Consider the following 15,747-nt stretch of genomic DNA (forward strand, 5'->3'; position numbering starts at 1 on the left):
GTAGCCACAGAAACACGGAGGATTTGATTTTCTTGTTTAATTTGAGCTATTCGTATTAACAAGAAATCCTGCACAACATCTCTTTGATGAGCACTTTATTTTTTGATTGAGGAATAATATTTGATCAAATCGTACATCTCACATCACTCATCACATATCAGTATTCCTCCGTGCCTCCGTGGCTAAACCCACCGTGACTACTGGCCTCCTAAACAAAAAAAGCCGACAGATAAGAATCAGCCGGCTTTCATGAATCAAATGAATTTAAAGTAGATTATTTCTCTCGGTAGAAATAGATCTTTTTGTTGTTGGCGTCTTTACCGCTTTTGATTTTTACGTTGTGTTCCTGGTTATACTGGTAAACAGCGGTTCTCATTGAGTTGACGCTCTTCTCATTCGTATAAGAAACTTCTACGGCTTGTCCTCCGGGCTCCAGTTTGTCCAGAGCGTCCATGAGCGGTTTGAATTTAGAAGATCTTCTTTTACTTGATTTAATTTCGGATCGTTTTACAAATTTTATGTCCATGTCCAATAGTTTATTTAATAGATATTCATGATGATAAGAAATTTTTTCTTTCAACTCTAAAGTTCACTTAATATAAAGATTGTGTTTACAATTTATTTCATCCCTTATGTAAACCTTAAAACACTATCCGGATAAATTAATTTCTTACGTAAGAGAAATAACCCTTATCTCACTATTATATTGAATGCAATTGTTTTGGTATAGTACAATCTTTCCGCATATAACCTGTAAATACCCATTCATTAAAGAAACATTTCTTTACCAAGAATAAATGAACGCTTTATTAGTCTGACCGCGTGTTAGTTTTCAAACCACAGTAACCAATTCAATTTTCGACTTTAACATTTGCCGGTTTATCACATTACGTTGGACTATTTAGCAAAATTTTATCCTGCCACTTTTTTTTTAAACAGATCTGTAAACAAACATGGGAATACAATATCAAGTCGTTTCCATAACCCCCTCGATACGAATTCTGGTATTAATCAAGATCTGGCTTCGGGGTTCAACTTGGGGATTCATTCTTACCCCGGGTTTTACCCGTGGCTAATAAGATTCAACGCCTCCGGCGTTGTATGCAAAGCTATGAAGAGCGCAGTTGCTAATTTACTGATCAGGCATTTCTACTTCCCTTCCATGTTCCGGAGGAACATCTGATCGGTAGCCCAGCGGGCGCCAACGGCCAAACCTCCGGGCCGGATCGTTGAATAACCATGGAATACATTCCGGAGGTTGCAGGCGGATTCCGCATTGGAAATCAGCATCTGTATCAACCACCGCACATATTATCATTAACCCCTCGATACAGATTTTTGCGTTGATCAAAATCACGCCTCGGGGATAAAATACGGTCATCATCCAACCCGGCGCTTCGCACCGGGCTAATGAGATTTAACGCCTCCGGCGTTGGGGGCAGACCGCATACAATTCCGAAGGGTCGAGACTTCACTCTGAGCCAATGGCGATTCTCACGAAGTGCTCATTTTTTGAACGCGAGAGCGAAATGCATTTATCTGGATACAGTTTTTATAAAAGGCGAATCTATTACATAAGGAAACTTCATATATCACTGATCACTCATCGTCCATCTAATATCAATCCGCACTCTCTGCAGGGCACTCAAAAGTGACCTTTATCTTTTAAAAACTCCGATTCCATAAAAACGTCACAAACCATTGCCTCAATAAACTTCCTTGGCGATATTCCGGTCGACCCTACAAAGACTGAGATCATACCTCCATGCTGGAAACTACCCGTCAAAATTATAAATACATAGGACTTGCGATTGCTACCATTGCGGCGGGTATTCCTCTATGGACCTATTCCGGCTCAGCCATTGACTTCACATCCTACAGTTTTTTAGCCATTTGGGCTGCCATTGGCATCGCTGCGTCATTCTTTTCGCTTTTTGTCATCAACCTGAATATGCGTGACATGGCAAGTTCTTTCGTCTCAGGCTATGTGATTGCGGTTATTCTATACTTTGTGAGCCGAATTCTTGTATCGAGCATGGTTCACACCCAGTTCATCCTTTCACTGCTGATGGCCATTGGAGTGGGACTGATTTCCGGGTTTTCGGGATCACTCATCTGGCGTTTTATCAAAAAAAAATAAGGCACAAGCACGGACGTCACTCATAACTTATTATAATAAATTGACATAAGGCTCAGGAGCATTGTGAAAATATTTTTCATTAGAGATTTTTAATATTCATTAGGATTATTTAAGTTCGATGAAGGAACATCAGAGATCAATAGAAGCTATACCATCATACCATTACAGAAACCCCATTGCTCATGGAATTCTCAAAAAAAACCAAAGCCGTTATGTATGGATTTGCCGCTACAGCGGCTTTGCTGACGGCAGGATTGCTATTCAGCTGGATGAACTGGACAATCATTGCGTCCATTTTGACTATTGGTGCACTCGTAATCAACGGCTCAATTCTTGGCAAAAAAATTATGGATCTGTATAATCAGGAAAAAATGGCCGAGCCCTCTTCAGCCGGCATGTATTCCGGAATACAATCCTCGTTTTTAACCTCAGCAAGAAAAGAGGGGTCTGAAGCGTAGTACGTATCCTTTGCTAATTGCCCAGGACTCTCATCATAAAGAAGCTCTCAATTAAGGCGGTTAGTCCCCATTTGCACTTTTTTCACCACAGAGACGCGGAGAGCGCAGAGAAGAGGTATTTTGATCAGAGGCAGTAGAAAGAATTATTTAGAAAGTGACCCTACGTCAGTCGGCGGACTCTTACCCTTCAAATGGAGACTTAAGGAACCGACATCTCCCGCTGAATCACGCTTTAATGTGCCAAATCAGAATACCTGATTAAGTCAGCCCCAATTGCACGTAGCATGACACCGGAAACTAACAACCAACAGCGGGCAACGGGAAACGCATCATCCAACTAACGACACCACTACATCGCTTCCTGCTGAGATTTGTTGGTCAGGCCCATTCCATTGAGCTCACTCTTGTAAGAGTAGGTAGGCACAATTTTCTTCAAGCCTTCCCGGAGAAGTTCAGTCTGGCCCGCATCTATCATATTGAAGATGTCAGCTATGTAGTAGTTCAGTTCTTCCTTCGACATATTGCGGCTGCACACGGCTTTAAAGATCTCTCTGTGCTGCGTATCGGATACACCCTCTTCAGCGTTCAGAAGCTCTTCAAAGAGTTTCTCACCGGGACGCAGCCCGCTGTACACAATCTGGATATCCTTATCCGGCTCCAGTCCGTGCAGGCGAATTAAATCCCTGGCCATATCGGTGATCTTCACGGGCTCACCCATGTCGAGCACGAATACCTCACCGCCATCTCCCATGGAACCGGCCTGCATAACGAGAAGCACGGCTTCCGGTATGGTCATGAAATAACGCTTCATTTTAGGGTCTGTAACGCTGACAGGCCCCCCATTCTTAATCTGTTCCATGAAGATCGGAACAACGGATCCGCGGGAGCCCAATACGTTTCCGAAGCGTACGGATATAAATTTCGTCAGACAGGTGTCATTATACGACATGCACACCTCTTCTGCCGCACGCTTGGTCGCACCCATCACATTTGTTGGGTTCACGGCTTTATCGGTAGATACCATCACAAATTTCTTCACAAGGTGTCTGCACGCCAGTTCGGCCAGGGTTTGGGTGCCCCCAACATTTACCTTGATTGCCTCCTCGGGGAAGCTTTCCATCATTGGCACATGTTTATAGGCCGCCGCATGAAAGATAACGTCCGGCTGCACCGACCCCATAATAAGATCCATTTTGCGGTAGTCGGTGACGCTGGCTACGCACGGTACAATCTCCGTTCCGATTTTTCGCAATTCATTCTCAACATGGAAAAGCTCTGTTTCATCTACGTCGAGCGCAATCAGTGTAGCCGGTTTCAGCTTGGCACACTGCCGAACCAATTCGCTGCCGATGGAACCGCCTGCACCTGTTACCATCACGGTTTTATCCGTAATGCTTTCACTGATCATATCCATATCGAGAGAAACAGGTTCGCGTCCAAGTATGTCTTCAATACTGATATCCCTGATATGATGCACGCCAACCGGATCATCAGACAATGAGTGAAAAGAAGGAAGTATTTTAATCTCAATACCCGGCCGGATAGACTTCACATGATCGATCATTGCTTTCAGATCCTTCTTCGGCATTTCCGGATAAGCAACAATAAGCGCTTCTACAGGCTGATTTCTAAGATAGTCGTACATGGTCTGCATACCGCCCAATATCCTTGTCTCATGCAAAAAGAGCCCGGGTATGGCACGATCGTCAAATACTCCATGGACGGATAGTTTCATCTGCTTGTTCCGCAAAATATCACGCAGAATCTGATCGCCTTCGCTTTCCGCACCATAAATAATAGTATGCTTCATCTGCTTTCGGGGCGACTGGATTAAAAGCTCCATCAGCACCCGTTTGCTGATTCGGAATCCTCCGATAAACTGAATGGCTATAAGCGCCGCCAGAGCGGTAAAAGCGAACTCAAAATTGGAAATGTTCCATATCAAATTTCCCGTCAAAACAGCCAGAATGGCTCCCACACCTACACCATTAACGATGCGCACCATTTCACGCAGGCTGACGTAGCGCCAGGTTACCAGGTACATGCGAAAGATCATGAGTCCGGCTAGTACAGAGCCTGCGAAAAGCAGTGAATAGCCCACAGGAAAAGCTCTTTCACCTCCGGAGAATGGCGCCAGAATAATGAATGCAAAAACAGTGGCGAGAAGAAGTGCGACTGCATCCCCCGCCATGAAGATCAATCCCCTTGTGAATTTATTAATGTATTTACTTCTAACGTCATACATCTCTGTACTCATCTTCTTGTACCCCACTCTAGATTGAGTTCACCGGACGGCTATAAAGGCAATAAAACAATTAACACAACTCATACCCTAAAAAAAGACTCTGTCCGCTGAACTATTTTATAGTACGTCATCTACCGAACAACGCACTATGGATTTAAATTTATTTATGTTTATCAATAGTCACTTTTGATGAACTTTTCCCTGCTTGGACAACTAATGTATTTAATTATACGGGAACTTAAGATTACAATCGTCTAATAAGGAATCATTTCACATTACGGTAACAATGACGTTACCCCCTGCAACCTGTAATGCGTACATTTTCACTGTTTTCTATCACTTTATCAAACAATCTTTTTTCGGCTTAAAAAGAGGGTCTGGAGTACAGTGTGTCGATATACAGTGTGTCAGTGCCAACATTATGTCAGTGTGTCAAATGGTGCGTTTCCCAGTCATTAGGAAGAGGTTGCCGCTGCGTGCTCCGCGGCTTCTCTGCGGCCAGGGCGGTTAAACCGGGGAAAGTTTCTGAAAGGGCTCTTTTCATGTTCTGAGCCAAATTATTGTTTGGGAGATGTCTCGACTCCGCTTTGCTCCGCTCGACATGACAATTGATGCTATTGTACAAGGGCGGGTATCAAGATCCTGCTAATAAGCAATTCAGTCTTACTCGCCATGATCATCCTTTTTTGGCTCCGTATTCCAAATCATAAACTGTGAATTATCGCTGCGTACACTGCGTCCCCTCAGCGGACACAGCGGTTAAACCGGGGAATGATTAATTGAAGGAAAAATTGAGGTTCCGGATAACCCTCTAATGAGGAGATGTCTGGAGTTACAGTGTATCAGGGGTACAGTTTGTCAGTGTGTCAAATGGGTCGTTACCCAATCATTAAACAGGAACTGCCGCTGCGCTCTCTGCGACTTCCCCGCGTACACGGCGGTTAAACCGGAGAAAAGTTTTTGAAAAGGCTCTTTTCGTATTCTGAGGCATATTGCTGGTTTGGGGGGATGTCTCCACGCATTCGCTCCGCTCATTTGGTCGACATGACAGTGGGCGGAATTGTCAATGGCGGGTGTTGGAATCTGAACCAATGCAGCATTCAGCCTCACCCGCCGTGCATAAATGGTCCCTGCACGAAGTTATTGTCTATCCTTTTTTCAGAACTTTACTTATTGCGCTCAGCACCCACTCCCGCTCCTCATCCCTCAGGTTGCTTCCGGAAGGCAGACAGAGGCCGGGGTGTTCGATTCGACAGACGACGTGAAGTCCTCAGTCGAAGGGTACTAAGTCGAAGGATGCTCAGGCTATATCATTTACTTTCTGAATCAACTCACTGATGAGTTCATCAACCGATGATTTGTCGGTATCCAGCGTAAGGTCTGCGTTTTCCGATGGTTCATAATCGCCGTCAAAGCCGGTCAGTCCTTTAATCTCTCCTTTTTTCGCTTTTGCGTAGAGTCCTTTCGGATCACGTTCCTGTGCGGTTTCGGGATCGCATGTCACATGTACTTCAACAAATCGTTGATCCGGAAACAGGCTTCTGGCACGCTCGCGATCCTCTTTATAGGGTGATACAAAGGTGCAGAGCACAATGTTTCCGTGTTCAAAGAAGAGCCGCGCCAGCTCTCCTACCCGGCGGATATTCTCCGTTCGGTCTTTCGGACTGAACCCAAGATCCCCGTTCAGACCATGGCGCACCTGGTCACCATCCAGCAGAACAGTATGCTTGCCCTCATCCCAAAGCTTTTTCTCCATGGCTTTGGCAATGGTGCTTTTACCCGCACCCGAAATTCCGGTAAACCAGAACACCACCGCCTTGTGGCCGTTTCGTTTCTCGCGCTCCTCGCGGGGGATATTCCAGGATTCCCAAACTACGTTTGGGGAGTGTTGAGTTTTGAGTTTTGAGTGCTTAGTTGTTTTCGTTTCACGTTTGACGTCTGACGTCTCACTATCGGTTTCGGTTGTCTTAGATCGAATCATGCCCGCGCCCACCGTCACATTTGTAGCGGGATCAATCACAATAAAGCTGCCCGTCTTTTGATTGGAGCGATAGGCGTCTATAAATAAAGGCTGCGCTGTAGTCAGTTTTACGCGACCGATTTCGTTCAGCTCCAGGCCTTCAGCGTCTTCGCGGTGAAGGGTATCCACGTTCATCCGATAGATCACCTCGTCTATGAACATTTGCGTTGTTTTGGTGGTGTGCATCAGGATATACTGCTTGCCTTTCTCCATCGCCTCCTCGTTCATCCAGCAAAGATACGCTTCCAGCTGACGCGTATCCTGGGGAACATTCTTTTTCCGGACAATCATATCTCCCCGGGAGATGTCAATTTCATCCTCAATGGTCAGAACGACCGAATCGCCCGGATAGGCCTGCTCCAGGTTGCCGTCCATGGTCACAATTTCCTTTACCTTGCTGGACAGCTTGGACGGCAGTACCGTAATCTCGTCTCCCACGCCGATCCTGCCCGAAGCAACCCTTCCTGAAAAACCCCTGAAATTCTGGTTGGGGCGAATCACATACTGAACGGGGAACCGGAAGTCGATCACATTTTCAGATGCGTCCACTTTTACCGTTTCCAGATGGTGAAGCAGCGTGGATCCATTGTACCAGTGCATATTGTCGCCCTTATCGACCACATTATCGCCTTTCAATGCAGAAATGGGAATGTAGGTTACATCATCCACATCCAGTTTTTTTGCAAAAGACCGAAAATCGGCTACGATCTCATTGAATACTTTCTCATCATAGTTCACAAGATCCATCTTGTTGACGGCCACAACCACGTGGGGTATCTGAAGCAGTGATGAGATAAACGCATGGCGTCGCGACTGTGTCAACACTCCCTTCGAAGCATCAATCAGCACTATGGCCAGCTCTGCAGTGGAGGCTCCGGTTACCATATTCCGGGTGTATTGGGTATGACCCGGTGTATCGGCGATTATAAACTTTCGCTTCGGCGTGGCAAAATAGCGATAGGCCACATCGATGGTAATCTTTTGCTCTCTCTCTGCACGTAACCCATCCGTGAGTAGGGCCAGGTTTACCTCCTCCTCCCCGCTGCTTTTCGACGTCTTCTCAATCGCCTCCATCTGGTCCTCAAAAATCGACTTCGAATCATATAAAAGCCTTCCGATCAGCGTACTCTTTCCGTCATCCACGCTCCCGGCCGTCGTAAAACGCAGGAGGTCCATGTCGAGGTATTTGGTCTCTTGATCAACACTCAGTTTTGAGTTTTGAGTTTTGAGTTTTGAGTTCTTATTTGTCATTTTTTGATTGTTCTCTGAGTAGTTTTAACAATGGATGTCAGAATTTTTATTAGCTCCTGACACTTCTCAATATGTTGATCGACATCAACCTTTACTGCGTCAGAAGCTTTAAGTAACTCCAACCAAAACCAGGACTCCCTGGCTTCTTTGAGAGCTATTGACATTTTGTTTACAAAATCTTTCCTGGAAACTGCTGCACCTGCCTCATTAACATTTGCACCAATACTGGTTCCTGATTTAAGAATCTGTCTCGAGAGATCATATTCTTTCATCGATTTTAGCTTTTTATACAAGTCAATCGATATCAAGCCGAATTCAAATGACTTATCATAAATTGGCCCTTTATATTTCATTGAATTGAGTGATTTGTTGGCGTTCAGTAGTAAGAATCAAAATCCGTTGATTCCTTACACTCAAAACTCAAAACTTAACACTCAAAACTAAAAGTATCCTTGCCTCTTCCGGTCCTCCATTGCTGTTTCGCTGCGCTTGTCGTCATGGCGGTTGCCGCGTTCGGTTTGACGGGCGGAGGCCACTTCCTGAATAATCTCCTCCATATTGGAAGCCGTTGACAATACCGCTCCGGTACAGGTGGCATCCCCTATTGTTCTGAAACGGACGGTTTTGGTTACGATCTCTTCATCCGGCATCCGGTTCACAAAATCTGTATCGGCAAGCCATACGCCACGGCGGTTAAATACTTTTCTTTCGTGTGAAAAATAGAGATCCGGAATATCTATCTCTTCCTGGGCGATATACTGCCAGATATCCATCTCCGTCCAGTTACTGATGGGAAAAATTCTGAAGCTTTCGCCCATGTTTTTGCGTCCGTTATAAAGATCCCACAGCTCAGGCCGCTGATTTTTGGGATCCCACTGACCAAAAACATCCCTGTGGGAGAAGAATCGCTCCTTCGCACGCGCCTTCTCCTCGTCACGACGGCCGCCTCCCAGTGCAGCATCCACCTGGTGTTTCTTCAGGGTGTCAAGCAGGGTTACGGTTTGCAGCGCATTCCGGCTGGCATCAGGCCCTGTCTCCTCCTTTACACGCCCCGAATCAATCGATTCCTGTACGGATCCAACAATCAGTTCCACACCGGTTTTTTTGACGAGCTCATCCCGGAATTGAATGGTTTCGGGAAAATTGTGCCCCGTATCCACGTGCATCAACGGGAATGGTATTTTTGCGGGGTAAAATGCTTTGAGAGCGAGGTGCACCATAACAATGGAGTCTTTTCCACCGGAAAAAAGCAGTACGGGCCGCTCAAACTGCGCGGCCACCTCTCTCATGATATAGATCCCTTCATTCTCAAGCTGTTTGAGATGACTCTGTCTCTTTATCTTCATAATTGTTCAATGTAGATGTTGTTTTTATCCAGGCTCAAAAAATAGGCTCTTTACAGGCTAAAATCTATGCCGGAATTGGATGTTAGGTTATTATATAGTTTTGAGTGTTTGGGGGCTGGTTTTTAGTGTTTAGTGTTTTTAAGGAGGAGGGGAGACCGGACCCGCAGACGGATGACCGGAGACCGCAGTTGGCTGACCGATGACCGATTGATAATAAGAGCTTTGATAGAACATTTCTGCTGTTACAGAATGGATTAAAAACAGTAAAATTATCAGGACCAACTGTCACCGGTCTTCCGTCACCGATCCACATGCAACGGTCAGCAGACAAAGTCTGCCCGGTCCCCGGTCCCGCTGTCACTCAAAGTCCAATTATAAATTCAGGATTGTGCAAATCTTCCTTATTGTACGTAAGGGGGGACTTCCTGGGGCCGTTCTTACCGGAATAGCGAAATACGGCGTCCGCAGCAGCGGTATCCCACTCCATGGTAGGGCCGAACCGCGGATAGAGATCCGCCCTGCCCTCTGCGACGAGGCAAAATTTCAGGGAACTGCCGGATGGCACCTCTTCGGAGACCTCAATGCCCATATCGCTCAGCTTTTCCACCGTATTGCTGCCTCCATGAGAGCGGCTCACCATGATCCTTGCAGGATCGCCTTTTTTGTACGGGATATGCTCAATTTTTTTGGGGTCGGAGCTTCCTTGCTTTTTAAATGCCCCATCTTCCCTGCTGGCATAGTATAAAATATCATCTGCAGGAATATAAACGACACCCATAACGGGAATACCTTCTTCGACGAGTGCGATATTGACCGTAAACTCTCCGTTTCGTTTGATGAACTCCTTGGTGCCGTCAAGCGGATCCACCATGAAAAACCGGCGCCAGTTTTTTCTAACGTCATATTCCGGGACCTTCGACTCCTCCGAGATAATGGGTATATCCGGATATGACTCCTGCAGGCCTTTTACGATCTCCCTGTGAGCCTCCATGTCCGCTTTGGTCAGCGGTGAGTTGTCGTCTTTTCGATCCACCGTAATACCGCTGTGATAGTGCTTAAGTATTTTCTCGCCTGCCCGCCGGGCGATGGTGTTCAGGGTATTGATATCTATTTGCATTTTACCTGGTTTGAAATCTTTGTATGATTTTTTATGAGTTGTTACGACCGGATCCGCAAGCGGAAGACCGGAGACGGAAGACCGTTTGACTTCGATACTTGTCAGAACTTAACTGTTGTCTCGGCATAATACATTTACGGTAAAAGGATTTATGATAATTACATTTATTACAATCTTCTGACCCAGATTCACCGTCCCCGGTCATCGGTCGTCGGTCCCCCGTCACCGGTCCTAACCTAAAACGGCCAGACCACCGGAACCAGTAGCAATGTAATCACTGCCACAATCAGATTCAGCGGCAGGCCGAATTTCACATAATCCGTAAACCGGTAACCCCCCGGGCCCAAAACCATCAGGTTAGTCTGATACCCTATCGGTGTTGCAAAACTGGCGGATGCGGCGAACATGATGGTCATCACAAACGGCATGAAGTCTGTTCCAAGTGATGCCGCCGTGGACAGGGCTATGGGAAATACCAGAACCGCTGCGGCGTTGTTGGTAATCATTTCCGTCAGCATCCAGGTTACCAGGTAGGTACCGATAAGCGCCATGTAGGGATGATTCCCGGCAAAACCGATAAACCCGGCCGCAAGTGTTTCGGCAACACCCGTGAGCTGCAGGGCGTTGCCGATGCCTAATGCTGCGCCGATCACAATCAGCACCTGCCAGTCGATGCTGTTGCGGGCTGTTCCACCACGGGTACATCGCGTGATCAGCATGGCTCCCGCCGCCAGAAAAGAAGCCTGAAACATGGACAATAAGCCCGTCGCAGCTGCTAAGACCATTGTGCCCAATATCACCCAGGATACCCAGCTTTTGCTATAATCCGGCGTACCGCTTTGATCCAGAGTGCTCACCAAAAGAAAATCGTTGGATGACTTATAGCGATCCGCAAAATTCCGGGGAGTCTCGAGCAGCAGGATATCCCCGGTCTGCAGCATGATATCCCCCACTTTCTTCCTGATACGCTCACCTCGCCTGGATACAGCCAATATGACGGCACCATACCGATTTCGAAATTCTCCCTCTTTTACGCTCTTACCGTTCAATGCATTTGACGGTGATACAACGGCTTCAACCAGGTGCCGGTCACGACGGGGTGAATTCAATTTAAAAACCTGGTCCGTTGCAGGCTCGAGCCCCTGAATATGTTGCAAATCCACGATCGACTCCACCATTCCCGTAAAGATCAGCCGGTCATTCTCCTGCAGGATCTCATCCGGCTCTACAGCAGCCAGAATGGTTCCGTCGCGCACAATCTCTACCAGAAACAGTCCTGGCAGATGCCGAAGCCCCGCATCTTCAATGGTGTTGCCAATCAGCGGACTGCTTTCCCGGATCATCATCTCTATGGTGTATTCGCGCGTATTTTCGAAGCTGGATAATGAGGAAGATCCATCCGGAAGGCCTTTTCTACCAAACAGCAGCAGATAGATAAAGCCGCCGATTGCAATAGGTATACCTACATAGGCCGGTTCAAAGATGTTAAGCGCCATGTTTTCTTCACTGATCAGCAGGCCGTTTACAATAAGGTTGGTACTGGTACCAATGAGTGTACATGTACCGCCCAGGATGGCAGCATAGCTGAGCGGCATCAATATTTTGGAGACCGGAATACGATACTTGCGGGCCCACTCCTGAAGAGCAGGGATGAACGAGGCTACAATGGGCGTATTGTTCATAAATGCACTCATGGAAAGAACAGGTGCAATAATAACCGCCTGCGTTCTCCAAAGCTCCTTTGGCCGGCCCAGAAGCTTCTGAATGATAAACTGTATGGCACCCGTATCGCGCAAACCTGCCGCAACAACATAAAGAGCCGCAATAGTGAGCATACCCTCGTTCGAAAAACCGACCAGGGCATCCGTGACGGGAATGATGTTAAAAACAATAATCAGCGTGAGTCCGCCCAAAAATACCAAATCTGCCTGAATCCTGGAAAAAAGAAGCGTCAGAAGACAGATCAGAATGACAAAAAGTACAAATATTCCCTCAAATGCCATTCAGGTTAATCGCTTTCGTTTGGATGATTGCCTTAAATCGTCTCATGAATAATGAAATGTCAATATAAGGCCGTTTTTACTCTATTAAAGATAGAATTTGTTCATCTTACATTACAGTTTGTCAGGGCTACAGTGTGTCAGTGCCAACAGTGTGTCAAAGGGTCGTTACCCAATTATTAAACAGGAACTGCCTCTGCGCTCTCTGCGTCTCCTCAGCGGACACTGCGGTTAAACAGGGGAAAGTATTTGGAAGGGGCGGTTCAGTGTTCTGAGAAAAACTATTAGTTAGGAGATGTCTCCTTTCACTCACCGTCCGCAAAAGCTCGGGACGGTTCGTTCAGTCGACATGACAATGGCGGAATTGTCAATGGCGGGTATCAAAATATGGTTTAATACTGCATTCAGTCTCACCCGCCGCATATGAATGGTCTTGGCACATAGTTCTTGATTATCCTTTTTTCAAGACTTTCTTAATTGCTCTAAGCACCCTCTCCCGCTCTTCATCCGTCAGATTGCTTCCCGATGGGAGGCAAAGGCCGTATTCGAAGAGCGTGCCGCAGAGACCGATGGCGTCCGATTCGTCTGACGAGGTGAACTCGTCAGACGGAGGATGGCCATAAAACTCACACCCTTCATAGAGTGGCTGCATGTGCATCGGTTTCCAGAGCGGTCGTGTTTCGATGTTCTGCTCTTCCAATGCCAGACGTATATCCTCACGGGTTATTCCTCCCGTCTCTTTCGGATTTACCAGGATGGTGGTTAGCCAGCGGTTGCTGAAGTAGCCAGGTGGTTCGGGCAGGAAGTAGATTCCGGTTGGGGAACCTTTGGGTTTCAGGTTTAAAGTTTCAGGTTCAAGGTTATCTTCAACACGTGTTTGGGACGGAAATAAAATTCCCCCCTTACCAAGGGGGGACACAGGGGGGTTCTTTTCGGATTCCATACCCTGTTCATTGGCGCTTTTACCCTGTACCTTGCGCCCTGTACCCTGAAACCAGGTCTTTCCCAGATTCTCAAAATAGAACTCATGATTCGCCCTGCGTTTGGCGACATGCTCATCCAACACTTTAATTTGCCCCCGGCCGATTCCCGCAACAATATTGCTCATGCGATAGTTGAAGCCAAGCTGGGAGTGCTGATAGTGGGGAGCATCATCGCGCGCCTGCGTTGCAAGGAAACGCGCTTTCTTCACCAGTTCTTCATCATCGCTGAGCAGTGCCCCACCGCCTGAGGTGGTAATAATCTTGTTCCCGTTAAAAGAAAGTACAGAGAACTTGCCATAAGTCCCGCACTTGCGCCCGTTAATTGACGAGCCCAGCGCCTCTGCCGAATCCTCAATCACCGGAACACCGTACTTATTCGCGACCTCCATGATTCGATCCATTTTTGCCGGCATGCCGTATAGATGAACCACAATGATGGCTTTGGGCATCTGCGGCTTCATCCGATCAGTTCTCCTGATCGGATGAATTGCCGCAACCCTCCCAGGCGACTCATCGGATGAAGCGAATTCATCCGATGAGGGGCCGGCTCTTTCCTCAAGAGCCTTCTCAAGCAAATCTGGATCCATGTTCCAGGTATCGGGCTCCGAGTCAATGAAAACGGGCACTGCCCCCTGGTAACGAATCGGATTGGCCGATGCGGCAAAGGTAAATGACTGGCAGAAAACCTCATCCCCCGGCTCCACGCCGCAGAGAATCAGAGCCAGGTGCAGGCCCGCGGTTCCCGATGTGATTGCGGCAGCTTCTTTGCGTCCTGTATAGGATGCCAGATCCTGCTCAAATCCGTTCACATTGGCCCCGAGCGGAGCAATCCAATTGGTCTCGAAAGCTTCATGTATGTAGTCAAGTTCGGATCCGCCCATGTGGGGGGAGGACAAATAGATTCGATTCAAGATTTATTATTTATTAGTGATTATTGATTATTTGGGTGCAGTCTTTCCAGAATTCCCGGAACCACCATCTACACTCGACAGTCTTCAAAATATGGTTTCTAAAGTTGCCAACTGTCAACCGCCTTTTGCTTGCACCCTGCTGCGAGTAGTTCGCAGTCCCGATATTTCGGGGCACCCTGCAAACAGAAACTAACCATTCTCCACCACACCGCGCCAATTAGCATCTTCTCACGAATCGTCGTTATTCCTTTCTAATAATGGGAAAATAATCCTGATTTTCCGTTTTCTTTTTATAGATTTGCACTCAATAATAATTTTTGGCCTGTAAATACGGTCATTTGCACGAATATTCAGATGGTGTAATTATAGTATGCATTTTCTAAGTAAGCTTTTTTTGCCGGCTATTATCTTCTTACTTGGCAGCTCATTCTTTGCTCCCTTCTCCGCATCCGCTCAAAATTTGGGCCTTGGAGCCAAGGTTGGCATAAATGTCACATCCCATCTTAATAATTTCAGGTTTGTATCCGGGGATATCGATCTTGATTTTAATCCCGGTGTGGCAACCGGATTTACGGGAGGTCTTATCATCCGGCGGCCTATCTCCAGAAATTTTCGTTTCCAGGCGGAACCCACTTTCTCCATGATGGGAGCAACGTACAACGATGATTTCGTTCTTCGGGGGTTTGATTTTGATTCCGACAGCCGCACCAAATTGTACTACGTGCAACTTCCTCTGATTATCCAGTTCTCAACGGCTCCACCTGAAAGAGTGGTTTTTGGTCGCGAGCGTGCTGAAACCACCTATCACTTATCCGGAGGACTATTTGGAGGTTATCTGTTTGATGCCACCTTTTCGGGTACAAATACCGGAGCACCGATCGGCATCGCTTTTGAAGGGGCTTTTTCTGAGAATGTTACAGATCAATATAAGGAGTATGATGGTGGTGTCATTCTGGGGGGCGGAATCGAATACGGGTCAACGAACAAAATCGGACTTGACCTTAGAATTCTCTATTCAGTGCTGGATTCGGGAGATTTTGCGAATGTAAATTTCAAACCTCATAATATTGGTTTGTCAATTGTCCTGTACTATTTATTGTAACTCAAAATATCATTCATCAAAGATAACTACAGCCTGACGTACAGGGTACCTTCGGTACTAATAGAAACATCCTGTACATCACATTATTTAATTGTTATGCTGCGATCAAGAGCGAGTAAACTTCTATTTGCGTTAATAATCACCGCATTCACATCCGGTATCATTTATGCCGGT

At 46.6% G+C, this 15,747-nt stretch carries 11 protein-coding genes; 3 read left to right on the forward strand and 8 right to left on the reverse strand.

The genetic code is table 11. From position 1 onward, the window contains the following. Window positions 1-274: 274 nt before the first annotated feature. On the reverse strand, window positions 275-454 hold the full coding sequence (locus DDZ15_RS01815; RefSeq protein ID WP_242978849.1) for a hypothetical protein: 180 nt from the start codon (window positions 452-454) through the stop codon (window positions 275-277). A 1,311-nt stretch (window positions 455-1,765) separates the two neighbouring features. On the opposite strand from DDZ15_RS01815, the gene DDZ15_RS01825 reads away from it, so the two are divergent. Together DDZ15_RS01825 and DDZ15_RS01830 are read left to right on the forward strand one after the other, a co-directional pair. Beyond that, entirely contained in the window at window positions 1,766-2,140 is a 375-nt protein-coding gene (locus DDZ15_RS01825; protein WP_109644254.1) for a hypothetical protein, read from the forward strand. A 182-nt stretch (window positions 2,141-2,322) separates the two neighbouring features. Continuing rightward, complete coding sequence (locus DDZ15_RS01830) at window positions 2,323-2,598, forward strand: hypothetical protein (protein ID WP_109644256.1); 276 nt, start codon at window positions 2,323-2,325, stop codon at window positions 2,596-2,598. Window positions 2,599-2,947: 349 nt separating this feature from the next. Here DDZ15_RS01830 and DDZ15_RS01835 read toward each other — a convergent pair whose 3' ends face one another. The 7 genes from DDZ15_RS01835 to DDZ15_RS16995 all read right to left on the reverse strand — a co-directional run bounded on the left by DDZ15_RS01835 (window position 2,948) and on the right by DDZ15_RS16995 (window position 14,441). Then, window positions 2,948-4,843: a nucleoside-diphosphate sugar epimerase/dehydratase gene (locus tag DDZ15_RS01835; RefSeq protein ID WP_158278591.1), complete on the reverse strand. Its 1,896-nt coding sequence runs from the start codon at window positions 4,841-4,843 to the stop codon at window positions 2,948-2,950. Window positions 4,844-6,143: 1,300 nt separating this feature from the next. Next, window positions 6,144-8,114 carry a sulfate adenylyltransferase subunit CysN gene (cysN, locus tag DDZ15_RS01840; protein ID WP_109644260.1) on the reverse strand — a complete coding sequence of 657 codons (1,971 nt, stop codon included), beginning with the start codon at window positions 8,112-8,114 and terminating at the stop codon, window positions 6,144-6,146. Next, window positions 8,111-8,467, reverse strand: a complete 357-nt coding sequence (locus tag DDZ15_RS01845) for a four helix bundle protein (RefSeq protein WP_109644262.1) — start codon at window positions 8,465-8,467, stop codon at window positions 8,111-8,113. Before DDZ15_RS01845 ends, cysN begins: the two co-directional genes overlap by 4 nt. Window positions 8,468-8,554: 87 nt before the next feature. Continuing rightward, window positions 8,555-9,460, reverse strand: a complete 906-nt coding sequence (gene cysD, locus DDZ15_RS01850) for a sulfate adenylyltransferase subunit CysD (RefSeq protein ID WP_109644264.1) — start codon at window positions 9,458-9,460, stop codon at window positions 8,555-8,557. Between the two features lie 361 nt (window positions 9,461-9,821). Beyond that, window positions 9,822-10,577, reverse strand: coding sequence for a 3'(2'),5'-bisphosphate nucleotidase CysQ (gene cysQ, locus DDZ15_RS01855; protein WP_109644266.1), 756 nt, complete (start codon window positions 10,575-10,577; stop codon window positions 9,822-9,824). Window positions 10,578-10,813: 236 nt separating this feature from the next. Then, entirely contained in the window at window positions 10,814-12,580 is a 1,767-nt protein-coding gene (locus tag DDZ15_RS01860; protein ID WP_109644268.1) for an SLC13 family permease, read from the reverse strand. A 448-nt stretch (window positions 12,581-13,028) separates the two neighbouring features. Further along, entirely contained in the window at window positions 13,029-14,441 is a 1,413-nt protein-coding gene (locus DDZ15_RS16995; RefSeq protein WP_423242071.1) for a DegT/DnrJ/EryC1/StrS family aminotransferase, read from the reverse strand. Between the two features lie 400 nt (window positions 14,442-14,841). Here DDZ15_RS16995 and DDZ15_RS01875 point away from each other — a divergent pair, with 400 nt between their 5' ends. Next, a complete protein-coding gene (locus tag DDZ15_RS01875) occupies window positions 14,842-15,573 on the forward strand; it encodes a porin family protein (protein ID WP_109644270.1) in 732 nt (243 codons plus the stop codon). Window positions 15,574-15,747: the final 174 nt, after the last annotated feature.

Source organism: Rhodohalobacter mucosus (genome assembly GCF_003150675.1).
GTDB classification, from domain to species: Bacteria; Bacteroidota; Rhodothermia; order Balneolales; family Balneolaceae; genus Rhodohalobacter; species Rhodohalobacter mucosus.